Origin of the sequence: Candidatus Palibaumannia cicadellinicola (genome assembly GCF_000754265.1) — a bacterium.
GTDB lineage: Bacteria > Pseudomonadota > Gammaproteobacteria > Enterobacterales > Enterobacteriaceae > Baumannia > Baumannia cicadellinicola_B.
In genome coordinates this window covers 714,515-739,560 of record NZ_CP008985.1, presented here as the reverse complement: position 1 = coordinate 739,560, position 25,046 = coordinate 714,515, and the positions used below count along the sequence as shown (strand labels likewise).

Annotated in this window: 22 protein-coding genes, 2 tRNA genes and 2 pseudogenes; 21 read left to right on the top strand and 5 right to left on the bottom strand. The window is 41.2% G+C overall.

The window, feature by feature from the left end; genetic code table 11:
• The first annotated feature begins 7 nt into the window (after positions 1–7).
• The 17 genes and pseudogenes from folP (at position 8) to IM45_RS03440 (ending at position 16,683) form a co-directional block, all read left to right on the top strand.
• Positions 8–856 carry a dihydropteroate synthase gene (gene folP / locus IM45_RS03510; protein ID WP_038499688.1) on the top strand — a complete coding sequence of 283 codons (849 nt, stop codon included), beginning with the start codon at positions 8–10 and terminating at the stop codon, positions 854–856.
• Positions 853–2,190, top strand: a complete 1,338-nt coding sequence (gene glmM, locus IM45_RS03505) for a phosphoglucosamine mutase (RefSeq protein ID WP_038499374.1) — start codon at positions 853–855, stop codon at positions 2,188–2,190. Before folP ends, glmM begins: the two co-directional genes overlap by 4 nt.
• Positions 2,191–2,336: 146 nt before the next feature.
• Positions 2,337–2,669, top strand: coding sequence for a preprotein translocase subunit SecG (secG, locus tag IM45_RS03500; RefSeq protein WP_038499371.1), 333 nt, complete (start codon positions 2,337–2,339; stop codon positions 2,667–2,669).
• Positions 2,670–2,716: 47 nt separating this feature from the next.
• Positions 2,717–2,803: transfer RNA gene (locus tag IM45_RS03495), tRNA-Leu, on the top strand.
• Between the two features lie 57 nt (positions 2,804–2,860).
• Positions 2,861–2,934: transfer RNA gene (locus IM45_RS03490), tRNA-Met, on the top strand.
• A gap of 344 nt (positions 2,935–3,278) precedes the next feature.
• Positions 3,279–4,766, top strand: coding sequence for a transcription termination factor NusA (gene nusA, locus IM45_RS03485; RefSeq protein ID WP_038499368.1), 1,488 nt, complete (start codon positions 3,279–3,281; stop codon positions 4,764–4,766).
• Between the two features lie 25 nt (positions 4,767–4,791).
• Positions 4,792–5,083, top strand: a pseudogene (locus IM45_RS03820) (translation initiation factor IF-2 associated domain-containing protein); the annotation flags it as partial.
• Between the two features lie 152 nt (positions 5,084–5,235).
• Positions 5,236–7,449: pseudogene (infB, locus tag IM45_RS03480) on the top strand (translation initiation factor IF-2); the annotation flags it as partial.
• A 59-nt stretch (positions 7,450–7,508) separates the two neighbouring features.
• The gene (gene rbfA / locus IM45_RS03475; protein WP_038499362.1) at positions 7,509–7,907 is read left to right on the top strand and encodes a 30S ribosome-binding factor RbfA; all 399 of its coding nucleotides are present in this window, start codon (positions 7,509–7,511) and stop codon (positions 7,905–7,907) included.
• Between the two features lies 1 nt (position 7,908).
• Positions 7,909–8,853, top strand: coding sequence for a tRNA pseudouridine(55) synthase TruB (gene truB, locus IM45_RS03470; RefSeq protein WP_038499359.1), 945 nt, complete (start codon positions 7,909–7,911; stop codon positions 8,851–8,853).
• A gap of 124 nt (positions 8,854–8,977) precedes the next feature.
• On the top strand, positions 8,978–9,247 hold the full coding sequence (gene rpsO / locus IM45_RS03465) for a 30S ribosomal protein S15 (protein WP_038499356.1): 270 nt from the start codon (positions 8,978–8,980) through the stop codon (positions 9,245–9,247).
• Between the two features lie 262 nt (positions 9,248–9,509).
• The gene (pnp, locus tag IM45_RS03460) at positions 9,510–11,630 is read left to right on the top strand and encodes a polyribonucleotide nucleotidyltransferase (RefSeq protein WP_038499353.1); all 2,121 of its coding nucleotides are present in this window, start codon (positions 9,510–9,512) and stop codon (positions 11,628–11,630) included.
• 210 nt (positions 11,631–11,840) lie between these two features.
• Positions 11,841–11,993 (top strand): protein YrbN, encoded by a 153-nt coding sequence (gene yrbN / locus IM45_RS03815; RefSeq protein ID WP_144241944.1) that lies wholly within the window; start codon positions 11,841–11,843, stop codon positions 11,991–11,993.
• The gene (locus tag IM45_RS03455) at positions 11,980–13,743 is read left to right on the top strand and encodes a DEAD/DEAH family ATP-dependent RNA helicase (RefSeq protein WP_038499349.1); all 1,764 of its coding nucleotides are present in this window, start codon (positions 11,980–11,982) and stop codon (positions 13,741–13,743) included. Before yrbN ends, IM45_RS03455 begins: the two co-directional genes overlap by 14 nt.
• 30 nt (positions 13,744–13,773) lie before the next feature.
• A complete protein-coding gene (locus IM45_RS03450) occupies positions 13,774–14,175 on the top strand; it encodes a DNA polymerase III subunit psi (protein WP_038499346.1) in 402 nt (133 codons plus the stop codon).
• A gap of 162 nt (positions 14,176–14,337) precedes the next feature.
• On the top strand, positions 14,338–15,738 hold the full coding sequence (radA, locus tag IM45_RS03445; protein ID WP_038499342.1) for a DNA repair protein RadA: 1,401 nt from the start codon (positions 14,338–14,340) through the stop codon (positions 15,736–15,738).
• A 207-nt stretch (positions 15,739–15,945) separates the two neighbouring features.
• The gene (locus tag IM45_RS03440) at positions 15,946–16,683 is read left to right on the top strand and encodes a 1-acylglycerol-3-phosphate O-acyltransferase (protein WP_038499339.1); all 738 of its coding nucleotides are present in this window, start codon (positions 15,946–15,948) and stop codon (positions 16,681–16,683) included.
• A 37-nt stretch (positions 16,684–16,720) separates the two neighbouring features.
• Here the strand turns inward: IM45_RS03440 and cpdA are convergent, their stop codons facing one another.
• Together cpdA and ribB are read right to left on the bottom strand one after the other, a co-directional pair.
• Positions 16,721–17,548, bottom strand: coding sequence for a 3',5'-cyclic-AMP phosphodiesterase (cpdA, locus tag IM45_RS03435; protein WP_038499336.1), 828 nt, complete (start codon positions 17,546–17,548; stop codon positions 16,721–16,723).
• 79 nt (positions 17,549–17,627) lie between these two features.
• On the bottom strand, positions 17,628–18,269 hold the full coding sequence (ribB, locus tag IM45_RS03430) for a 3,4-dihydroxy-2-butanone-4-phosphate synthase (RefSeq protein ID WP_038499333.1): 642 nt from the start codon (positions 18,267–18,269) through the stop codon (positions 17,628–17,630).
• Between the two features lie 301 nt (positions 18,270–18,570).
• Between ribB and ubiK the strand changes: the two genes are divergently transcribed.
• Both ubiK and IM45_RS03420 read left to right on the top strand, forming a co-directional pair.
• Positions 18,571–18,906, top strand: a complete 336-nt coding sequence (gene ubiK, locus IM45_RS03425; RefSeq protein ID WP_051984622.1) for a ubiquinone biosynthesis accessory factor UbiK — start codon at positions 18,571–18,573, stop codon at positions 18,904–18,906.
• A 238-nt stretch (positions 18,907–19,144) separates the two neighbouring features.
• A complete protein-coding gene (locus IM45_RS03420) occupies positions 19,145–20,371 on the top strand; it encodes a multifunctional CCA addition/repair protein (RefSeq protein ID WP_038499331.1) in 1,227 nt (408 codons plus the stop codon).
• Positions 20,372–20,434: 63 nt separating this feature from the next.
• Here IM45_RS03420 and bacA read toward each other — a convergent pair whose 3' ends face one another.
• Genes bacA through tsaD form a run of 3 tightly spaced genes read right to left on the bottom strand, consistent with a single transcriptional unit; the run spans position 20,435 to position 22,722 of the window.
• Positions 20,435–21,244 carry an undecaprenyl-diphosphate phosphatase gene (bacA, locus tag IM45_RS03415; RefSeq protein ID WP_144241943.1) on the bottom strand — a complete coding sequence of 270 codons (810 nt, stop codon included), beginning with the start codon at positions 21,242–21,244 and terminating at the stop codon, positions 20,435–20,437.
• A gap of 36 nt (positions 21,245–21,280) precedes the next feature.
• The gene (gene folB, locus IM45_RS03410) at positions 21,281–21,637 is read right to left on the bottom strand and encodes a dihydroneopterin aldolase (protein WP_038499329.1); all 357 of its coding nucleotides are present in this window, start codon (positions 21,635–21,637) and stop codon (positions 21,281–21,283) included.
• A gap of 53 nt (positions 21,638–21,690) precedes the next feature.
• The gene (tsaD, locus tag IM45_RS03405; RefSeq protein ID WP_038499326.1) at positions 21,691–22,722 is read right to left on the bottom strand and encodes a tRNA (adenosine(37)-N6)-threonylcarbamoyltransferase complex transferase subunit TsaD; all 1,032 of its coding nucleotides are present in this window, start codon (positions 22,720–22,722) and stop codon (positions 21,691–21,693) included.
• 198 nt (positions 22,723–22,920) lie between these two features.
• Between tsaD and rpsU the strand changes: the two genes are divergently transcribed.
• Positions 22,921–23,136, top strand: a complete 216-nt coding sequence (gene rpsU, locus IM45_RS03400; RefSeq protein WP_038499323.1) for a 30S ribosomal protein S21 — start codon at positions 22,921–22,923, stop codon at positions 23,134–23,136.
• Positions 23,137–23,259: 123 nt separating this feature from the next.
• Positions 23,260–25,017, top strand: a complete 1,758-nt coding sequence (dnaG, locus tag IM45_RS03395) for a DNA primase (RefSeq protein WP_038499320.1) — start codon at positions 23,260–23,262, stop codon at positions 25,015–25,017.
• The last annotated feature ends 29 nt before the right edge of the window (positions 25,018–25,046 follow it).

Below are 25,046 nucleotides of genomic sequence, written 5' to 3'. Positions count from 1 at the left end.
TATAGCTATGAGACAAATAGTCTCTAACAAACGTACGTTGGACCTTTCAGTAACTAGAATTATGGGTATTTTGAATGTTACTCCGGATTCTTTTTCTGATGGTGGTAAATACAATACTATTGCTGCTGCTATCGATCATGCTGCTGTTATGATCGAAGCCGGCGCAAGTATTATCGATATCGGTGGAGAATCTACTCGTCCGGGAGCTGATATTGTTAATGATGAAGAAGAAGCGGCGCGGGTAGTCCCGGTAGTGACTGCATTAGTACAGCGGTTTGATACTTTAATATCAGTTGATACTTCTAAGGCTTTGGTGATACGCGAAAGCGCTGCCGCTGGAGTACATTTAATTAACGATATCCGCTCGTTGAGTCAACCTGGAGCACTAGAAGCAGCAGCGGCCAGTGAGTTACCAGTATGCCTAATGCATATGCAGGGAGAACCGCGCACTATGCAACAAAAGCCATCTTACTATAATGTACTTACCGAAGTACAAAATTACTTTGTACAACAGATTGCACGTTGTGAAGTCTCTGGAATCAAAAGAAACAAAATAATTATCGATCCAGGCTTTGGTTTTGGCAAAAATTTAGCGCACAATTATCGCTTACTAGCTAGACTAGTAGATTTTCATCACTTTAGCCTACCTATACTAGTAGGTATGTCGCGTAAATCGATGATAGGACAGCTAATTAATCGACCGCCTGAGCAGCTAGTAACCGGTAGCATTGCTTGTGCAGTAATTGCTGCTATGCAAGGGGTGCAGATCATTCGTGTTCATGATGTCAAGCAGACCATCGAAGCACTACGTGTAGTAGAAGCTACACTTTTAGCAAAGGAACAGTTTTTTGTATGAATCACAATAAATATTTCGGTACCGATGGTATCCGCGGTAAGGTAGGTGATACTCCGATCACACCTGACTTTGTGCTAAAGCTAGGCTGGGCAGCTGGTAAGGTATTGGCACGTCACGGCTCTCGTAAAATTATTATTGGCAAAGATACACGGATCTCCGGTTACATGCTAGAGTCTGTTTTGGAAGCTGGACTGGCCGCTGCCGGTCTTTCGACTGCTTTTACTGGTCCGATGCCTACGCCAGCGATTGCTTATTTAACTAGAACTTTTCGTGCAGAGGCGGGTATTGTCATTTCAGCTTCACATAATCCATTTTATGACAACGGCATTAAATTTTTTTCTATTGAAGGTACTAAGCTTCCAGACGAAGTTGAGCAAGCGATCGAAGCAGAACTAGGAAATAAACTAATGTGCGTTGAGTCAGCAGAACTTGGAAAAGCTAGCCGAATAGGCGATGCGGCAAGCCGCTATATTGAATTTTGTAAAGGTACATTCCCGCGTAATCTCAGTCTCAAGGGTCTTAAAGTTGTAGTTGATTGTGCTAATGGGGCTACTTACCATATTGCGCCAAGCGTGCTACGTGAATTAGGCGCTGAGGTAGTAGCTATCGGTTGCCAACCAGACGGTATGAATATTAATAAAGAGTGCGGTACTACCGATGTCCGGCAGCTACAAAGTAGAGTACTGGCCGAAAATGCTCATATTGGTATTGCTTACGACGGTGACGGTGATCGAATGATCTTGGTAGATCATTTAGGGCATAAGGTAGATGGTGATCAAATCATATATATTATAGCACGTGAGAAAATGCGACAAGGTCAGTTAGCTGGTGGTGTTGTTGGCACACTAATGAGTAATATGGGGCTCGAGTTATCGCTTAAAAAGTTGGGTATTCCTTTTGTACGTACCCGTGTAGGAGATCGTTATGTGTTGGAAAAAATGCAGGAGAAAGGTTGGCGTATTGGAGCAGAAAACTCTGGTCACGTAATTCTACTGGATCATACTACAACGGGTGATGGTATTATTGCAGGACTACAGGTTTTATCGGCAATGGTGGGGAATAGTATGAAACTACATGATCTGTGCCACGGTATGCGGCTATTTCCCCAAACATTAGTTAATGTACGCTTTGCTGGTAAAAATAATCCACTAAATTCTATTACCGTTATTAAGGCGTGTGAAGAAGTTGAGCGAAAATTAGCCGAGCAAGGTCGAGTATTATTACGTCAATCTGGTACCGAACATCTTATCCGAGTCATGGTTGAAGGTGAAGATGAAACTAAGGTCACACACTTAGCACATTATATAGCAGATGCTGTAAAAGCTGTGAACTGAGGAACATTAATTAAATAAATAAACGAGCAGAAAAATGCTTCTTGTGCGTAACGAATGCTTTGGTTAAACTTCAAACTAACTGATTACTTAGGTTAGAGTTTGAGAAACAATAATTAGTATTATACAAAATAATAATCAAAAATATTATGTGTCAAACTATATTAGTAATATTTATATTAGTGGCAGTATGTCTAATAACACTGATTATACTGCAACAAGGTACTTATATGGATACTTCTTTCGGTATCGGCGCCTCTAGTACCTTGTTTGGTTCGAGTGGTTCTAGTAACTTTATAACACGTATGACTGCAGTTATGGGAACACTGTTTTTGTTGCTGAGTTTAATATTAGGGAATATAAGCAGTCATGATTATGATAAAAATAGTGATATACATGATTCAAATCTAGTTAAAGATATGCGCATCAGTACAGGTAGTACTTTATCTTCAGATAAAGTTACTAATGATATTTTAAAGTAAAGTCTTTACTTACAAAATAATTCATTTTATAAATATAGTTGTTTAGTGCCGAGGTGGTGGAATTGGTAGACACGCTACCTTGAGGTGGTAGTGCTTAATAAAGCTTACGGGTTCAAGTCCCGTTCTCGGTACCAATTTCGTTGATTAGTTGATTTATTACGGTAAACAAAGTATATTAAAGTATTTTATTACGCGGGGTGGAGCAGTTTGGTAGCTCGTCGGGCTCATAACCCGAAGGTCGTTGGTTCAAATCCGACCCCCGCAACCTCTTTTTTCTTTAATAGTATTTTTTAAAATATTATTAATAATTTGCATTTTTGCTTGCGATTGACAAGTTACAATAACTTAACGCCCCGATTTTTCGGGGCTTTTTGTTATTAAATATTATTATTAAATAATAAGATCAAAGTTCACCGCAGCCTATTTCGCGCTATTTACCGGCGCAGAAGATGGTTATGGTATAGCAGTGCCAAACTACGGCGGTAGCGGTAAGTAGTAGGTCATTCTTAAAGCGGTCGACGGTGAAATGATCACGGTGACGGTAGAAAGAAAAAAAGTAAAAGTTTTCGCTTTGTACCCGACTTTTAACATTTTACTGAGGCTACTAGGATGAATAAAGAAATTCTTGCTGTTGTTGAGGCAGTTTCCAACGAAAAATCAATTCCAAGGGAAAAGATTTTCGAAGCGCTTGAGACTGCTCTGGCTACCGCAACAAAGAAAAAATACGAACAAGAAATTGAAGTTCGCATTAACATTGATCGTAAGTCTGGTGATTTTAAAACATTCCGCCGTTGGCTTATTGTAGAAGAAGTCACCCTGCCAACTCGCGAGATCACACTGGAAGCAGCAAAATTTGACAATTCAAAAGCTAAAATAGGCGGTTATATTGAAGATGAAATTGAATCTGTAATATTTGACCGTATCACTACTCAAACCGCTAAACAAGTTATTGTGCAAAAAGTACGCGAAGCAGAGCGTGCTATGGTAGTAGAACAATTTCGTAATCACGAAGGAGAAATCCTTACCGGTGTGGTAAAAAAAGTTAATCGCGACAGTATAAATCTAGATCTCGGGAATAATGCTGAAGCTTTTATTAGTCGTGAAGATATGTTACCACGTGAGAATTTTCGCCTGGGTGACCGTATCCGCGGAGTGCTTTACTCCATACGTCCGGAAGCACGTGGCCCGCAACTTTTCGTGAGCCGCGCTCGTCCCGAAATGTTAGTTGAGCTGTTTCGTATTGAGGTACCAGAAATCGGCGAAGAAGTAATTGAAATTAAGGCTGTAGCCAGAGATCCAGGCTCACGAGCCAAAATAGCAGTGAAAACTAATGATAAAAGAATTGATCCTGTTGGTGCGTGTGTTGGTATGCGCGGTGCGCGCGTACAGGCAGTTTCTAGCGAATTAGGCGGGGAACGTATTGATATTGTTTTATGGGATGATAACGCTGTTCAATTTGTTATTAACGCTATGGCCCCCGCTGACGTAACGTCCATAGTAGTAGATGAGGATAAACATACTATGGATATTGCGGTAGAAGCTGGGAACCTTGCTCAGGCTATAGGACGCAACGGACAAAACGTCCGGTTAGCTTCCCAGCTCAGCGGATGGGAGCTAAATGTTATGACAGTATATGATCTACAGGAAAAACATAGAGCTGAAGCTTATGCTTCTATCAAAATTTTTATTAAACATCTAAAGATCGATGAAAATTTAGCTACAGTACTTGTGGATGGTGGCTTTTCTTCGCTGGAAGAGCTAGCCTACGTACCAATAAAGGAATTACTAGCCATCGATAAACTTGATGAAAATACAGTAGAAAAGCTGCGAACAAAAGCTAAGCATGCTCTTACGGAACTTGCCTTAGCTATGGAAAATAATAGCAAAGTAGTCAAGCCGGCTGAAGACTTATTGGGATTATCGAAACTTGAGCGCAATATAGCTTTCAAATTAGCCGCGCATGGGGTGTGTACGCTGGAAAATCTTGCCGAACAAGGTGTCGAAGACTTATCAAATATTGAAGGATTAAGCAGTGAGGAAGCTGGAGAGCTAATTATGGCAGCGCGCAATATTTGCTGGTTTGGTAATAAGGTGTAATAAAACGTAGCATGGAAGAAACAGCATGACAAATGTAACAGTAAAATCGCTTGCCGCAGAAATGCAAATTCCTGTGGATCGTCTAGTACAGCAGTTTACTGATGTTGGTATTGATAAAACCGCAGTAGATTATGTTACTTCGCAGGAAAAAGAAACCTTACTCGCGTACCTAAAATCTGATCTTAGCAACGCGCCACATCAATTAACCTTACAACGTAAAACGCGCTGCACCTTAAAGATTCCTAGTGCCAGTGGTAAAAGTAAGTCAGTACAAATAGAAGTACGTAAAAAGCGCATATATGTGCAACGAGAACCTCAGGCTTTGAAACAGAATGAAGTAGAAGAACTGACTAAAAAGATGACTGTCGAAACAGTAATACTTCAGACAGAAGATAATACTAAATCTGTTCCTAAGAAACAAAATAAATGTAGGATAGCGGAAAGTAATAAATTGATAATAAATCAGACCAATCCTATGACTAAGTCAAAACAGGCGTCTGAAAAAGCCAACCGTCAAGTAGAAGCAGCATGGTTGAAACATCAAGTAGAAGAAGAAACACGTCGTAAGATCGAAGAAAAGGCTCGCCAAATTGCAGAAGAAGTCTCTCAACTTGCTGAAAATCATGGTAGCAATTGGATTGCTACGTCCGAATCTACCGAAGAAGATATAACTGATTACCATATTACGACTTGTCATCACGCCCGTGTAGCAGAAGACGATAATGATAGAAAGATAGAAAACGAACGTCGAATCCGAGGAGGTAAAACTTCTAAACAAAAAAGAACTAACCGTTTATCTGAGTTTAAAGCAGATCGCGAAGAAGCACGCGCTGTTGGACGTAGTGGGAAAAGTCAAAACAAACGTAAATCTAGCGTTCTGATGCAAGTTTTCAACAAACCTTCGCAAGTAATCAACCGCGATGTTGTTATCGGAGAAATGATCACGGTTGCTGAACTAGCTAATAAGATGGCAGTAAAAGGTTCACAAATAATAAAAAAAATGATGAAATTAGGTGCCATGGTAACTATTAACCAAGTAATTGATCAAGAAACTGCGCAAATTGTGGCAGAAGATATGGGTCATAAGGTTATCCTACTTCGTGAAAACGAATTAGAAGCATCGATTATGAACGACCGTGATATTGGTAGCGACGCTGCTGCTGAATTACGTGCTCCCGTTGTAACCATCATGGGGCACGTAGACCATGGTAAAACCTCATTACTAGACTATATCCGCTCAACTAAGGTCGCAGCTAGCGAAGCTGGCGGTATTACTCAGCATATTGGAGCTTACCATGTAGAAACAGAGAGAGGTATGATTACCTTTCTGGATACTCCTGGACATGCAGCTTTTACTGCCATGCGTGCTCGTGGTGCTAGAACAACGGATATTGTTGTGCTAGTGGTTGCGGCTGACAACGGCGCTATGCCGCAGACAATAGAAGCGATACAACATGCTAAAGCTGCAAAAGTACCGATTGTTGTCGCTATCAATAAAATTGATAAACAAGAAGCTGATCCAGATCGTATAAAAAATGAACTAACTAAGTACGGTGTTATTCCGGAAGAATGGGGTGGTGAAAATCAGTTCGTGAATGTCTCTGCTAAAGATGGTACCGGTATTGAAGATCTACTAGACGCTATCCTGCTACAGGCGGAAGTGCTAGAACTTAAAGCCATTCATCATGGTATGGCAAGCGGTGTTGTGATCGAATCTTTCTTGGATAAAGGCAGAGGTCCAGTAGCAACCATATTAGTACGTGAAGGTACTCTGAATCGTGGTGATATTGTGCTATGCGGACTAGAATATGGTCGTGTACGTGCCATGCGTGATGAAGGAGGTCGTACTTTATATTCTGCTGGTCCATCTATCCCAGTAGAAATTCTCGGTCTATCCGGAGTTCCTATTGCTGGTGACGAAGTGACTGTAGTCCGTGATGAGAAAAAAGCTCGTGAAGTGGCCCTATATCGTCAGGGTAAGTTTCGTGAAGTAAAATTAGCACGTCAGCATAGTTCTAAACTAGAAAATATGTTCGCTAATGTTACCGAAGGCAACATATTAGAGTTGAACATTGTGCTCAAATCAGACGTACAAGGTTCAGCAGAAGCAATCCATGATGCACTTAAGAAACTTTCTAACGATAACATAAAAGTGAATATCATCGGCTCTGGTGTTGGTGGTATTACTGAAACTGACGTTACTCTTGCTGCTGCTTCTCATGCTATAGTACTAGGTTTTAACGTTCGTGCTGATGCCTCTGCTCGTCGCATAATTGATACTGAAAATATTGATATACGTTATTATTCTGTAATCTACGACTTGATTGATGAAGTCAAACAAGCAATTAATGGTATGCTAGCACCTGAGTATAAACAGGAAATTATTGGTTTAGCAGAAGTACGTGATGTTTTTCGTTCACCTAAATTTGGCGCTATCGCTGGTTGTATAGTAACAGAAGGTGTAGTTAAGCGCCATAACAAAATTCGCGTACTACGCGATAATATCGTCATCTACGAAGGTGAGCTAGATTCGCTACGTCGCTTTAAAGATGATGTTAATGAAGTGCGTAACGGTATGGAATGTGGTATTGGTATAAAAAACTATACTGATATTCATACTGGCGACGTTATAGAAGTATTCGAATTCATTCAGATAATACAAAAACTAGCGCTTGATAACTAACGATCGTTAAGTACAGAAATATGAGAAACGCCTTGGCTTATCTATCTGGAGAATGTCTTATGGCCAAAGAGTATAGCCGTACACAACGTCTCGCTCAGGAGATGCAAAAAACAATAGCCATTAGTTTGCAACGCGAAATTAGAGATCCTCGTATTAGTATGGCTACTGTTTCAGGAGTTGATGTATCCCGTGACTTAGCATCAGCAACAGTTTTTGTGACCTTCACCTTCCTGAATGAGAATAACGATGATCAGGTAAACATAGCGATACGGACACTGCAGGCTGCTTCGGGATTTATCCGTAGCCTGCTCGGCAAAGCAATGCACTTACGTGTGGTGCCGAAGCTAACTTTCGCTTATGACTACTCATTGGTAAAAGGTATGCGCATATATAATCTTGTTAGTCAAGCTGTAGAAAAAGATCGTCAACGTTATCACGAAAAAGATACAGCCGATTAATATGGACCATCGTCTCAGTTGCAGCTATCGTAATATTGATGGCATTATTCTGCTAGATAAACCAGGTGGTGTGTCGTCGAACAATTTATTACAAACAGTAAAACAATTATTCAGAGCAAAAAAAGCCGGGCATACTGGTGTGCTAGATCAACTAGCTACTGGTATGTTACCTATTTGTCTAGGGGAAGCGACCAAGTTTTCCCAGTATCTTCTAGATGCTGACAAACGTTACCGTGTTACTGCAAAGCTAGGGGAGCGGACTGATACCTACGATGCTACAGGTAAAATTATTAGTACTAGTCCTGTTATACTAGATCAAGTAATGCTTGAGCAGACACTAGCGCAGTTCTACGGTGAGACCCACCAGGTTCCCCCAATGTTTTCAACTATAAAGTACCAAGGTCGACCACTGTATGAATATGCACGCAAAGGTATCGAAGTTCCACGTGAAGCACGGTTGATTCATATATACGATCTACAGTTACTTTATTGGGATCATACGAATATTGAACTAGAAGTTCACTGCTCGAAAGGCACTTATATCCGTACTATTATTAATGATCTTGGTGAGTTCTTAGGTTGCGGTGCGCACGTTACAAGATTGCGTCGTTTGGCAGTAGCGCACTATCCTGCAGCACGTATGGTGACACTCCAGATGTTGCAAAAAACTATAGATGTACCACAAGTTACCGAGACGCATCTAGCGCAGCTAGATGCGCTACTATTACCAATAGATAGTGCGTTAGCTAATTTACCAGCTATCAACTTACCTCCAACCATTGCCGCCCGAGTACGACTCGGCCAGACAGTGGTAGTTGATACCGCTTGGCAACGGGGCTTAGTACGAGTACGCATAGCGGATACTCTACGCTTCTTCGGCATTGGTGAAATTACTGAGCCGGGACGGCTGAAGCCTCGGCGCCTTATTACTGAATCACTTATTTGATGATGCAATCACCTTAACCTTGCGATAAAAATAGGCTCAGAGTAAAATGATAATGCTTTGTGAAGCTGGCGGCTAAATTATAGATTAATGCCTGTCTATTTTACCTTCAATTTGGAGTGTTACAATGTCTCTAAGTATCAACGCAAAAGCAAAAATAGTTTCTGATTTTGGCCGTTATGCTCACGACAGCGGTTCAACAGAAGTTCAAATTGCTCTTTTAACAGCTCAGATTAGCCACTTGCAGGGTCATTTTACAGAACATAAAAAAGATTACCATAGCCGCTGTGGTTTACTACGTATGGTTTCACAACGTCGTAAACTGCTATCCTACTTTAAGGATAAAGATATAGCTAGTTATACCAACCTAATTGAACGTCTTAGCCTGCGTCGTTAAGCTAGATTTAGATATAGATGATAATATTAATCAGGAACAACAAATCTGATCGATTAGTATCGTAGGGGCCTAATTTGGCCCCTTTCTTATATTATATATAAAGTTAAACGAATAATTATATTAATTACTTGTTTGAAATTTTAAAAGTATTCTTCCATTTTATTAGACGACTTCAGCTAATGTAATGAGAAGATTGTTAGTCAATGGTGGTCGGCGGTTAAGTTAAGCTTGCGCTGCACACTCTGAAATTAAGGATATCATTTTGCTAAATCCTATTGTTCACCATTTTCAATACGGTAAGCATACTCTAATGCTAGAAACTGGTATTCTAGCTCGTCAGGCAACTGCAGCAGTTATGGTAAGCATGGACGATACAGCAGTACTAGTTACCGTAGTAGGCGTTAAACAAACAAAACCAGAACAAAAATTCTTTCCGCTGGCGGTAAACTACCAGGAAAGAACTTATGCAGCTGGCCGTTTTCCTGGTGGATTCTTCCGCCGTGAAGGCCGTCCTAGCGAAGGAGAAATCTTGATTTCTCGTCTTATCGATCGTCCGATCCGTCCTTTGTTTCCGGAAGAATTCTTAAATGAAGTTCAAGTGATAGCCACAGTTGTATCTGTTAACCCACAGGTGAGCCCAGATATCGTCGCAATGATTGGTGCTTCAGCAGCGTTAAGTCTATCTGGTATCCCATTTAACGGACCGTTTGGCGCAGCGCGCGTGGGTTACATCAATAATCAATATATACTGAACCCAACGATGACAGAATTAGTAGAAAGCCGCCTTGATTTAGTAGTTGCTAGTACGGCTAACGCGGTACTAATGGTTGAATCAGAAGCACAATTGTTAAGCGAAGAGCAAATGCTAGGCGCAGTAGTTTTCGGCCATGAACAACAGCAAATTGTTATCCGAAATATTCAAAATATAGTTGCTGAAGCTGGTAAACCAAAATGGCATTGGCAAGCACCAAAAGTCAATGCTCATCTACAGTCGCAGGTTACTAAACTTGCTGAATCCAGCTTAAATAACGTGTTTTGCCTTAGAGAAAAACAAGAACGTTACGCCTATATAGAATCTCTCAAGGCCGATATAGTAAGCACATTGAATCAGTCAAACGAAACTATCGAAGAAGAAGAAATAAAAAATATCCTCAGCAACCTGGAGAAAAAAATAGTCCGTAACCGTATCCTACGTGGTGAGCCACGCATTGACGGTCGTACCAAAGATATGATTAGAAGTTTAGACATGCGTACTGGCATACTACCACGTACCCATGGTTCCGCATTATTCATACGCGGCGAAACTCAGGCCTTGGTGACCGTCACTCTTGGAACTGAACGCGACGCACAGAATATCGATGAGCTTACTGGTGAACGTACTGACCGTTTCTTACTACACTATAATTTTCCTCCATATTGCGTCGGTGAAACCGGGATGGTTGGTTCACCAAAACGTCGTGAGATCGGTCACGGTCGTTTAGCAAAACGTGGTATGCTAGCAGTCATACCGAAAGCAAAGGAATTTCCTTATACCATACGCGTTGTTTCAGAAATAACCGAATCCAATGGATCCTCTTCTATGGCTTCGATATGTGGTGCCTCACTAGCATTAATGGATGCCGGAGTGCCTATTAAAGCTGCAGTTGCCGGTGTGGCTATGGGTTTAGTAAAGGAAGGTGATAACTTTGTCGTGTTATCGGATATTCTAAGTGATGAAGATTATCTTGGTGATATGGATTTGAAAGTCGCTGGTAGCAGAGAGGGAATTACCGCATTACAGATGGACATAAAAATAGAAGGTATAACCAGCAATATTATACAATTAGCGTTAAATCAGGCAAAAGATGCGCGGATGCATATTTTGAGTATGATGGAGCAGGTGATCAGCGCGCCTTGTAGTGATCTTTCCAAATTCGCGCCGCGTATTCACACCATCAAAATTAATCCAGATAAAATTAAGGATGTGATCGGAAAATGCGGATCTGTGATCCGAGCTTTGACCGAAGAGACTAAAACAATCATCGAAATTGAAGATGATGGTACCGTGAAAATTGCCGCAACTGATAGTACTAAAGCACGTCAAGCCATTTGCCGTATCGAAGAGATTACCGCAGAAATAGAAGTAGGTCGTATCTATCATGGTAAAGTTACCCGTATCGTTGACTTTGGCGCTTTTATAGCTATTAGTGGTGGTAAAGAGGGGTTGGTGCATATTTCCCAAATATCTAACAAGCGGGTGGATAAAATTGCCGATTATTTAGTCTTAGATCAGGTAGTGTTAGTTAAGGTACTGGAAGTAGACCGTAATGGACGCGTTCGTCTCAGCATGAAAGAAGCTAGTATTACTAATGATCATAATCAGGATGCGATGGTACTCAGATAAGTAAAAGTCAGAGATAGAACATATGTTATATGAACGTGGAGTACTGTATGATACAATAGCATGATATTCAGTATCAGGAAGTAATTCACACTATTAGCATATACTTGATAAAATAATTTACTTATCTTCTAACTTAATCTAACTGATGATAATCATCCGCATAGGTCTGAGTAAAGAGGATAAGAGTAAAACGACTAAATTAATTTTATTATGCTTGATCTTATCGGGTTACTGCTTGTTTTTAGTTTTAAATTTAATGTGATCAGGTTCACCCTTTTTATGAAAATGAATTACAATTTTCACTACGAGGTATGTAGACTGGCCACTAGAAGAAATGAGGCACGTGTACATGTCTGTAGTTAATATCTCTTTTGCGAATATGGGACTTAATGCTCCTATTCTTGACGCTCTCAATGATCTTGGTTATGAAAAACCATCTCCGATTCAAGTTGAGTGTATTCCGTACCTATTAGCTGGTCGTGACGTGTTAGGTATGGCTCAAACAGGCAGCGGTAAAACCGCTGCTTTTGCTCTGCCATTACTCCATAAGATAAATCCTAAGTTAAATGCCCCGCAGGTGCTTGTCTTAGCACCTACTCGCGAGCTTGCCGTTCAAGTTGGAGAAGCATGTTCAGATTTTTCTAAACATATGAAAGGCGTAAATGTTGTTGCATTGTACGGTGGCCAGCGCTATGACGTACAGTTACGTTTTTTACGTCAAGGTTCCCAGGTCGTAGTAGGCACTCCAGGTCGCTTACTGGATCATCTCAAACGTGGCACATTAGACTTATCCCATCTAAACGGCCTGGTATTGGACGAAGCAGATGAAATGCTGCGTATGGGCTTTATCGAAGATGTAGAAAATATTCTGGCGCAAATACCAGCTAAACACCAGACCGCGCTATTCTCAGCTACTATGCCGGAAGCGATTCGTCGCATTACCCGACGTTTTATGAATGAACCACAAGAAGTGCACATAGAATCTAGTGTTACTAATCGTCCAGATATCAGTCAAAGCTACTGGACAGTGCACGGAAGGTGTAAAAATGAAGCGCTAGTACGTTTCCTAGAAGCAGAAGATTTCGATGCGGCAATTATTTTTGTCCGTACCAAAAATGCAACGTTAGAAGTCTCACAATCGCTGGAACAAAATGGTTATAATAGCGCGGCGCTGAACGGTGATATGAACCAAGCGCTACGAGAGCAAACGCTGAGCCGTCTTAAAGATGGCCGTCTAGATATTCTAATAGCAACTGATGTAGCCGCACGCGGTTTAGATGTTGATCGCATCAGCTTTGTAGTGAACTATGATATTCCTATGGACTCTGAATCCTATGTACACCGCATAGGTCGTACGGGGCGCGCCGGTAGAGCTGGGCGTGCTCTACTGTTCGTAGAGCACCGCGAACGTCGCTTGTTGCGTAATATTGAACGCCTGATGAAACTTACGATTCCGGAAGTGGAGTTGCCAACCGCCGAGGTGCTGAGCACCCGTCGTCTAGAAAAATTCGCTGCTAAAGTAAAAAATCAACTCAAAAATAGAGATCTAAGTATGTATCGTGCCATGCTGGCTAGGCTGCAGCGGACAGAAAAATTAGATCTCGATATGGAAACGCTGGCCGCAGTACTACTTAAAATGGCTCAGGGTGAACGTCCACTAATTATGTCGCCAGATCCTATTGTTGAACGCCGCCCTCGTAGTGAGTTTCGTCGACATACTCACCGTGAACGTTTAGACTTTAGTAAAATGGATTTATACCGAATTGAAGTAGGTCGTGATGATGGTGTAGAAGTACGTCATATCGTTGGGGCTATCGCCAATGAAGGGGATATAAATAGTAGTTACATTGGTAATATTAGGTTATTTGCATCACATTCTACTATAGAGCTACCGAAAGGCATACCGGGTGATATGCTCTCTCATTTCACCCGTACTCGTATTATGAATAAACCTATTAATATGCAACTTTTTAGTGAAGCTCCGGCTAGATGTATTGAACGCCATGGTATTCGTCGTAACTTCCACGATCGCCGTGCAGCTGGAACTGCTGCTGGCTGCGAACGTCGTTTCAGCCGTCAGAGCTCGCGTGCCCAGCGTAGTGATAGTGAATAAATAAGTATTTACTCACTCTACTTGTTACTTATGACTATAAGGCGTGACTGGCAGTTAAAACAACTAGGCATCATACAATGGACGCTGTGGCGTCCACAATTGCTACAAGGCGAAGTTGTAGTAACGTTGCCGGCACATACCAATTTCTTATTTGTTGCAATTGCAGACCATCTGCCGCCTCCAGATCATCCTCTCGTCGCAGATGTGGTACGTAGCATACCATTGATTACGAAACAACTACTGCATATTACTCCTGAACAATTAATGATCTTACCAAAACATTTACGCTTTCACTGTTGGTGGGTAGGTTTAACAGCTATCCGCAACTTAAACGGTATTTCTTTAGTCACTCCACCATTATCGGTACTTGAGAATGACGCTGCTGCTAAACGTGATCTATGGCGTCAGATCATATCTATAAAAAATCATTAATAGATTTTACTCGTTTAGTTTACTAGATACTACTAATTGGTCTGATCTAGGTGCGACATCTTGTAATTTTTGTGTCTCCTAAGCTACCATCATAAAGACTAATGACTCTAAACGTAGTATTCTGTAGTGTTCTACTTGCATTAGCCATTGCCGAGGTCATTTGTGGTTAAAGCGGTAAAACGTTTTTTTATATGTAATAAGTGCAGTTTAGAATATCCTCACTGGCAAGGGCAGTGTACTAATTGTCAGGCTTGGAATACTATCACTGAGTGCTACCGAGAGGCTACCGGAGTTGCGGTACGGCCAGTTTGGTTTGCCGGCTATGATAATCAAACTATTGTCAGTACAAAAAAAGTACAAAAACTGAGAAATATTTGCCTCAAAAAACTACCACGTTTTTCTACCGGTTTTAAAGAGTTCGACCGCGTGCTGGGTGGTGGTATAGTGCCAGGCAGCGTGATTCTACTAGGCGGTAGCCCCGGAGCCGGAAAAAGTACGTTATTACTACAAACATTGTGCCAAATAACCACCCAACTGCAAATAAAAACCTTATACGTAAGTGGCGAGGAATCTCTGCAGCAAGTAGCTATACGTGCTCATAGATTGAAACTACTACCTAACACAGAGCTAAATATATTACCAGAAACTAACATTGAGCAAATTTGCCTCACTGCCTTAGAAGAAAAACCGCAGTTGATGGTTATAGACTCCATTCAAGTAATGTATATGACGGATGTACCATCGTCGCCTGGTAGTATTTCCCAGGTGCGTGAAGCCGCAGCTTGTCTTACGCGTTTTGCAAAAAACGAGGGCGTAGCAGTAATTATGGTTGGACATGTTACCAAAGACGGCTCATTGGCAGGTCCTAAGGTACTTGAACACTGTGTTGACTGTTCGATTATGCTGAATGTAGACTCAGATTCCCATTTTGGAATTTTACGCAGTAATAAAAATCGTTTTGGCGCTGTGAATGAACTGGGGGTTTTTGCTATGACCGAGCATGGGTTGCACGAGGTAAATAACCCGTCAGCTATTTTCCTTCGTCGAAGGGAAGAAATGACCGCAGGCAGTAGTGTTATGGTAGTATGGGAAGGTACTCGCCCGCTTTTAGTAGAAATTCAGGCCCTGGTAGATGATTCTATAATCGCACAGCCGCGCCGTAGGATCGTGGTGGGATTAGAACAAAATAGGCTAGAAATATTGCTAGCGGTGCTACATCGCCACGGTGGGCTACAGATGGCAAATCAGGATGTGTTCGTAAATGTAGTTGGTGGAGTAAAAGTTAGTGAAACCAGCGCTGACTTAGCACTGATGTTAGCTATAGTATCTAGCTTACATAACCGTCCGCTACCAAGAGACTTGGTAGTATTTGGTGAAGTAGGACTTGCTGGTGAAATTCGCCCAGTTCAGAGTGGTCAAGAGCGTATTACTGAAGCCGCGAAACATGGTTTCCGCTATGCCATATTACCTGAAGCTAATGTGCCAAAAAAAGTGCCAGAGAATATGCAAATATTCGGTGTGAAGAAACTGACTGATGCACTCACGATATTAGAACAGATCTGAATCCTCTGAAAAATATAAAAATATTACTACTAACGAGTATATTATATTTTTTACTGTGATTTTCAACATCAATCAATTAAGCTGCTAACTGATCTAAAAGATGCGCTGTAAGCTGCTTTATCAGCTTCCGACTAAAGTATTCCTAACTAGTATAAAATTTGAGTACGATATTCTAGTTACAGTAGATCAGAGAGTTAAGAGGTAAACATGCTACTAGCTATTGTTCGCGCCTTTTTGGTGGTACTATTCTCTATTATGATCTGCATATTAGGCTTAATTTATTGTCTCTTTAGCCCGCGTAATCCTCGTCATGTTGCGGCATTCGGCCGTTGGTTTGGGCGTATGGCACCCCTATTTGGAATCAAAATTGAGGTACGTTTTCCTCAAAAAGTAACTTTACCGCAAAATTGCATCTATATCGCTAATCATCAAAACTATTACGATATGGTGACCGCCGCCTATGTAGTACAACCGCGGACGGTTACCGTTGGTAAAAAAAGCCTACTGTGGATCCCACTTTTTGGTCCACTTTATTGGCTCACCGGTAATTTACTTATTGATCGTGATAACGGCACTCGTGCCCATAAGATACTAAGCCAGATTGTCGATAGTATGAAAAAACGTAACATATCTATTTGGATATTTCCAGAAGGAACTCGCAACCGCGGACGCGGACTGCTACCGTTCAAAACTGGTGCTTTTTACACTGCTATTGCAGCTGAAGTGCCAATCGTACCAATTTGCGTCTCCAATACTACCGATAAGATTAAGCTTAACCGCTGGTCTAATGGGATCGTTATTATCGAAATTCTTCCACCTATAGATACCCAAGACTATAGTAGGAAACAGGTACGAGGATTGACTAAATACTGTCGTGAAATAATGAAAAACAAGATCGATGAACTAAACGCAGAAGTTGCTAAATATGAGTCTCACGTTATATAAGTAAGTTCATAGAATAATACGATAAGATAGGCATAATTTAGTAGCCTTCGTTATTAATGTCAGGTAGGTACTCATGACTCGTCAATCGACGCACTTCAGTATAAACATCTCCCTCCAAAGTAAGGTCAAGATAACGCCAGCCAGGACCTACTGTATCGATAGTGAAGCTAGTATGATGCGGTTTGAACTGTACGCAAGTTGAGGGCGAAGCCAGCACACGTCGTCCTTGCCAGTTTACATCTAGCTCTTGATGAATATGACCGCATAGCAGAGTATGAACTAAGGGATGCTGCTGTAGTACCTCTGCCAATCTGTGGGCATTACCTAGGCGATGCTGGTCTAGCCAGATAGATCCTGAAGGACAAGGGTGATGATGTAGCAAAAGTATGGTATGGCGCAGCGGCTGCTGTACTAAAATTTTGACAAGCCATTTTAATTGGTAGTCGCTTAATTTGCCGTATGGTACACCATATACCTGGCTATCAAGTAGCAAAAGCTGCCAGTTTTCACCCATTATTACTTGTTTTGCCGGAGAAATCCCGTACTCAGCTAGAATATTCACCATCACCGGTTGGTAATCGTGATTACCCGGTAACCAGACACATGGTGCCGGCAGCCGCGTCATACCACTAGCAAAGTGACGATAAGCATTAGGTGAGTAGTCCTGTGCCAGATCTCCGGTTACCACTACCAGATCAAAATGATCATCTGTAGCTTGCACTGCGTCCAGTACTGCATTATAGCTATAGAAAGTCTTTACTCCAAGTAAAGTATCGTGCTTACTTGCGAACAAGTGAGTATCTGTTATTTGTAATATCCTGATATTAGCCCCACACGCTACAGGAAGTTTTAACAGGCTTTCCATAGATTAACATTGTCTATTGTAGTTATAATTTCTCATAATGTGCTTGAAAGCGATAACTTAGCCTGATAATGAAAGTTGGCTAGAGCAAAGCTAGACGATAGGCTACCAAATCGTCTATGGTGAGCACTGGCATATTGTGCTGATGGCTAAAGGCAATTATTTCTGATGTCCGCGCCATGCTACCATCTTGATTAGTTACTTCGCATAATACGCCAGCAGGCTTAAGACCAGCAAGTGAGGTTAAATCAATGGCTGCCTCGGTATGCCCTCCCCGATTCAGTACACCGCCTAGCTGAGCTAGTAGTGGGAAGACATGCCCAGGGCGATTGAGATCTGATGGTATAGCATCATCGTTGATAGCTGCGTGAATCGTAGTGATTCTATCAGCCGCAGAAACACCAGTAGTCACACCTTCTGCAGCTTCTATGGTTACGGTGAAGGCGGTTTTATAGTGGCTAGTATTGCGCTCTACCATCATCGGTAGCTCTAGTTGTTGACGGCGTTCTTCAGTAAGACACAGGCATACGATACCGCTGCCATAACGAATAGCAAGTGCCATTTGCTCAATAGTCATATTTTCTGCTGCAAAAATCATATCGCCTTCATTTTCCCGATCTTCATCATCTAGTACTAATACACCACGGCCATGACGTAAAGCACCAAGCGCTATTTCTACGCGTTCTATGGGTGTACCGAATTGGGAAAAAAGTATCTTATTCATGGTAAGATCAACCTCTAAATTATTATAGGTTACTAGAACTAAAAGGTAGGCTTAAACGTAAAAAAAATTACCAGTATAAGTAAAGTAATTGAGTACTGGTTAATTTTAGTTAGTAAAATTATTTAATAAAACTTCATGAAAAATGACAGCGGATGATGAAAGCCTCCCATGTAATAAAACAGTTTCATTAAAAATAGAAAAATTAGTAACAAAATATGGTTATATTTTATAGTGTTTTTCTTTGAATTTAACTAGCATTACATTTAACCAATTCTATTCTAACTAGTTTAGAGAACTAACTATGATAGATCCCCAAAAAATAGAAGCACTTGTTCTCCAAGTTCATGATTCGTTACCTAAAAGTATTCGCAACCTAGGAGACGATATAGAAAAAAAGATCCGTCAGGTTTTGCAAAACCAGTTTAATCGTATGAATTTAATTAGCTGTGAAAAATTTGATGTACAAACCCAGGTACTACTACGTACCCGCGAAAAACTTAGCCAATTAGAATTACGTCTGAAGGCGCTGGAAATGATGCTGATGAAGAAAGACAGCGATGAAAAAACTACGCCTGATACACCACAAGAATGCTCGCTGGGCAAACATTCCTTAAAAAACATGGAAAATAATAAATAGAGTACTTTGATTAAAAGTTAGATATTAACGACCACATTACCACCAGACATAATCTACTAATTTTATTACAGTAAGATTAGATTATATCCTATTTAAATTCAGATTAACATTAAAAATAACGGACATAATTAATGAAGCTTTAATAGGAAAGAGTATGTATGTTTAAAGCAATATCCAACTAGATACGTTTCATTTTTCTATTACCTATTATACGTCTACACGTCGAAGGGAGATCAATTTGGAAAAATATCTGGTGGGCGGTGCCGTACGTAACAGGTTACTGCAGCTTCCGGTAGCAGAACGGGATTGGGTTGTCATCGGCGCAACACGGCAAGAAATGCTCATGGCCGGATATCAACAAGTTGGAAAAGATTTTCCGGTGTTCCTACATCCCGAAAGTGGGGAAGAATATGCACTTGCACGTTTTGAAAAAAAGTCAGTAATGGGTGGTTATACCGGCTTTACCTATTATGCTTCACCAGAAATAACGTTAGAAGAAGATCTTCGGCGCCGTGATCTTACTATAAATGCGATAGCTTGCGATGCACAGGGATTATTGATTGATCCCTATCATGGTCAGCGTGATATTCACCAACGCTGGCTACGCCATGTCTCAGAAGCTTTCTACGAAGATCCGTTACGTGTACTTAGGGTCGCACGATTTGCAGCACAGCTAGCTCACCTAAATTTCCGTATCGTGCCGGATACATTAGTTATGATGCAGCATATGACTGGTGAGTTACCACTGCTATCGCCAGAGCGAGTATGGAAAGAAACAGAAAAAGCACTAGTTACACGTAATCCGCAAATATATTTTCAGGTTCTACGTGATTGTGGTGCTCTTAAGACGCTTTTTCCTGAATTAGATACACTTTTTGGTATCCCAGCACCTGCTAAATGGCATCCAGAAATCGATACTGGTATTCATACTCTAATGACCGTAGCAATGACGGCGCAGTTATCCGACAATATCGCGGTCCGTTTTGCTTCGCTCTGTCATGATGTTGGTAAAGGATTGACTCCACGCGATAAGTGGCCTAGTCATCATGGGCACGGACCTGCTGGAGTCAAGTTAGTTAATTCTTTGTGCAAACGTCTACGGGTGCCAAATTCACTACGTAATTTGGCTATAATAGTTACTAAGTATCATGATTTGCTGCACTGCGTAGCAAAGCTAACGCCGAAGAAGCTAATAACATTTTTTTATGCTATCGATGTCTGGCGTCGTCCTGAGCGTCTAGAACAGATGATCCTCATTAGTACAGCAGATGCCCGTGGGCGCACCGGGTTTGAAAATCATCCCTATCCCCAGGGCGAATTACTGCGTGAAGCCTACCGCATAGCCTCTTCTATTACGTCGCGCGAGGTTGTAGATAATGGTTTTACCGGCCAACAAATTGGAGAACAGTTGCGTCAGCAACGTCAGCGTGCAATAGCAAGATGGAAGCAACAGGGTAGGTATTAAATTTACTTCACTATACGATAATTTAGTAGCATAAACCGGATAGAGGATACGATATCCTAATCCCTAATATATTAAAACCCAGTAGAAAAGAGTTACAAGTAGAAAGCGATAGAGAACAAAAGGAACTAAGGATATGGACTTAATAATATGCCAGAAGAATTGAATAGTAATCAGGGCTACAATAAACGCCGTGAACAAACCAACGATGAACATTGGCCAATCTTGCCAGAATAAACAAGGTAAGCTTTTATATACATCTAATATTGTAGCTCCTAATATCATCGGCACAGCTAGAATAAAGGAAAACTCAAACGCAGCATCACGGCTTACTCCTACCAATAAGCCACCACTAATTGTCGCACCAGAACGTGAGAAACCAGGCCATAAAGCAAAACATTGAAAACAGCCGATAAAAAAAGCTTGTCGATAGCTAATATCGTCAATACTAGTAGCGCGGGGTTTTCTAGGATTCAGCCATTGACCTGCTAGTAGTAACAGACTACCAACAACCAACGCATACATCACGTATTTTGGTTCAAAAAGAGATTTGATTTTTTTGTGAAACATTAATCCAAATACTACAGATGGTACTATGCCCAGTATAATATGATTGAGATGCAACCTACGATCGCTACTGACACTATTAAAGTTGATGCCGATCAGACTAAATAACCGACGCCAGAAAATGACAACTACCGCTAAAATGGGGCCAAGTTGGATCATAATCTCAAAGGTCTTCGTCTTATCGTCATTTAATCCTAGTAAATTACTTACTAATATCATATGTCCGGTAGAGGAGATAGGTAAAAATTCTGTTACTCCTTCTACTAGGCCAAGTATCAACGCAATTACTAACCAGTGCATATCTGCCATATTACATTTACCTCAAATCATAACGATCAAAAGATGTCATTTTTTCTGTCCACGCTGAATAATGACGCCGACGCTTGCCGCCTGCGGCACAGCTCCTGGTTTAGTTACTTTAATGCGTACCCAGGTGAGAGAAAATTTAGTGATTAGTAGTTCCGCTACCTCTTCGGCCACTCGTTCTATCAGTGTAAAACAATTACTACTAACTAAAGACAATACAGTTTCGCTAACATCGGTATAGCTCAGACTATCAGATATATTGTCGCTACGCGCTGCTGGTAGGTTATCCCAGCCAAGTTCTAAATCGAAAACTAACTTTTGCAAATATTGCTGCTCCCAGTCATAAACACCAATGAAGGCCATTACGGTTAATTGTTCAATAAAGATAATATCCACGTGTTAAATTCCATGATATGTCACAAATATAATTTTTTGTCTGAACAAATTGATTAGGTTCTTACGGTTGTTAACTCTTCTAGTGGCCAACGTGGGCGTACTGTGACTGCTAATTGACTCTTTCTCTTGGTACAGGATGGTAACCGTACCATGCCAACGTATGCGATCATTGCACCATTATCAGTACATAACTCAGGTCGTGCGTAAAATACTTTCTCTCCCTTTCCCCGTTGTTCGATCATCTCCTTCATACGCGTACGTAGCGTCTGGTTAGCGCTAACGCCGCCTGCAATTACTAGTCTTTGTAAACCAGTTTGATCTAGCGCACGGCGGCATTTAATTGCTAACGTATCTACTACCGCATCTTCGAATGCCCGCGCCACATCGGCATCAGTCTGTGCATTCCTAGCGACCGCATTTATTGTATTAGCAGCAAAGGTTTTTAATCCAGAGAAACTGAAATTCAGACCAGGGCGGTCAGTCATAGGCCGCGGAAAAGTATAGCGTCCTGCAACGCCTTGTTGTGCTATTAGTGATAACAGAGGTCCTCCTGGATAATCGAGACCAAGTAGCTTAGCTATCTTATCAAATACCTCACCTGCAGCATCATCTATAGACTCACCTAGTAATTGATATTCACCGATGCCTGTTACCGCTATAAGTTGAGTATGCGCACCAGATACTAACAGCGCGGCAAAAGGAAAATCTGGAGGATTAGCCTCCAACATCGGTGCTAGCAAATGACCTTCCATATGGTGCACAGCTATATCCGGTACCCTCCATGCATAGGCTAGCGCGCATCCTACGGTAGCTCCTACCATCAGCGCGCTAACTAGTCCTGGTCCAGCGGTATACGCAACTCCGTTGATATCTTTTGCCTGTAGTCCAGCCTCTAATAGTGCTGCTTGAATTAAAGGCACTGTTTTTCGTACGTGATCACGAGACGCTAGTTCAGGTACCACACCGCCATAATCTGCATGTAGTCTCACCTGGCTGTAAATTTGATTCGCTAGTAGCCCTTGCTGATCATCATAAATTGCCACGCCAGTTTCATCACAGGAAGTCTCAATACCTAATACTGGCATAATTTTTATCATTCCTATTAAATATAATATATTTGCACTTACACTAAAATTGGTAAATCAATCAGCAATATTCCAAGTCAAAAATATCATTACTTTACAAAAGAAGCATACTTAAAGTAAAATTCAGTACGATTTAAGAAATAGTAATCAAATAAATATTTGCTTGTAAAATATTTATTTTCTTGTGAGACAAAAAATATGCCGGTAATTAAAGTACGTGAAAACGAGCCATTCGACGTGGCACTCCGTCGCTTTAAACGTTCTTGCGAAAAAGCAGGAGTTCTATCCGAAGTTCGTCGTCGTGAGTTCTATGAAAAACCTACTACGGAACGCAAACGAGCGAAAGCTTCAGCAGTAAAACGTTATACCAAAAAACTAGCTCGTGAAAACGCACGTCGTACTCGTCTATATTAAGTTAATTAACATTTTTTAGATAAGAGTATACTTCTGCCATGTTATACCTTCGCTAGATTGTGTTACTACATCTGTGTAGATGTAGTAGCTTGTTTAAGTTTTAGAGCTAATTTTATAGAGCTTATGGCTGGACGAATTCCACGTACATTTATCAATAGTTTATTGGCACGTACTGACATCGTTGACCTAATTGATGCACGAGTTAAGCTAAAAAAGCAGGGTAAGCATTTTATTGCTTGCTGTCCGTTCCATCATGATAAAATCCCTTCGTTTAACGTTAGTAGTGAAAAGCAATTTTATCACTGTTTCAGCTGCGGCTCTCATGGTAACGCCATCGATTTTCTGATGAATTATGATCGTCTAGAGTTTCTAGAATCTATTGAAGAATTAGCCACAATATGTGGCTTAAATGTCCCATACGAAGCGCATTTTAGTTCCAATTGGCAGCAGAAGTTGCATTCGCGCCAGAGCCTTTATAAGCTTATGAATCAGCTCAGTAAATTTTATCAGCAATCGCTAAATAAACAGGCAATGTTAGTTCATAACTATCTTCAACAACGCGGTCTGAGTGAAATCGTCATCAATAATTTTGCGATCGGCTTTGCGCCGCCGGGCTGGAACAACATGATCAAGTACTTCGGTCGTTCAGCTGAAGAAATAACCTTGCTCAAAGCAGCCGGCATGGTGATTCAAAATAATAACGGCGATACTTATGATCGTTTTCGTAATCGAGTTATTTTTCCTCTTCGTGACAAGCGTGGGCGAATCATAGCCTTTGGCGGCCGTATTCTCGGAGAAGGTCAGCCTAAGTACCTAAATTCACCAGAAACTGATATTTTTCATAAAAGCCGCCAGTTATACGGCCTGTATGAAGCACAACAGAAACATACTAAATTATCTCGGGTATTAGTTGTAGAAGGCTATATGGATGTAGTGACTTTGACGCAGTTTGGTATAGATTATGCGGTTGCATCCCTTGGCACCGCAACAACTACCGAACATATTCAGTTACTATATCGTACCACCGATCAAGTCATTTGCTGTTATGATGGAGATCGTGCAGGACAGGAGGCAGCCTGGAGGACACTAGAAAACGCTCTACCCTACCTAATAGACGGGCGTCAATTGCGCTTTATGTTTTTGTCTGAGGGGGAAGATCCTGATACGCTAGTACGTAAAATTGGTCAAACAGCATTCGAACAATGTATTGAACAGGCACAGCCACTATCTAAATTTTTGTTTGAAACGTTAATGCAACAGGTTGACCTTAGTAATCTAGACGGTCGTGCTAAACTGAGTGCACTGGCATTACCCCTGATCCATCAAATACCAGGTAGTATCCTACGTATATGTCTTCGGCAGCAATTAGGTCATAAACTTGGTCTTATTGACGATAGCCAGCTGGAAAAACTCCTGCTACCTAATAAAAAAGTAAGGCAAGCATATATTTGGCGACAGCCGCGGATGAAATGCACAACTATGCGTATCCTGATAGGATTACTAGTGCAAAATCCATGGCTTTCCACCTTGGTTCCGATCATTCAGGGACTAGAGCAAGCGAAACAGCCAGGAGTAATGCTGTTTATTAACTTAGTGAAAACTTGCCAAACACAGCCGTGGTTAACTACAGGACAGTTGTTAGAGTTTTATCGTAATAATAAATTTTACTCACAACTTGAAACTTTAGTAACCTGGAACCACATGATCATAGAAGATATGATCGAAACAACGTTTGTCGATGCATTGACGAGTCTGTACGACTCTATACTTGAACAACGCCAAGAAGCCCTTATTGCTCTTGACCGAACGCATGGTCTGACTGCTGAAGAGCGTAAAGAACTTTGGTCGCTTAATCAAGCATTAGCAAAAAAAGATCAATAAAAGAGCATGTTACTCTGATATGTGGATAC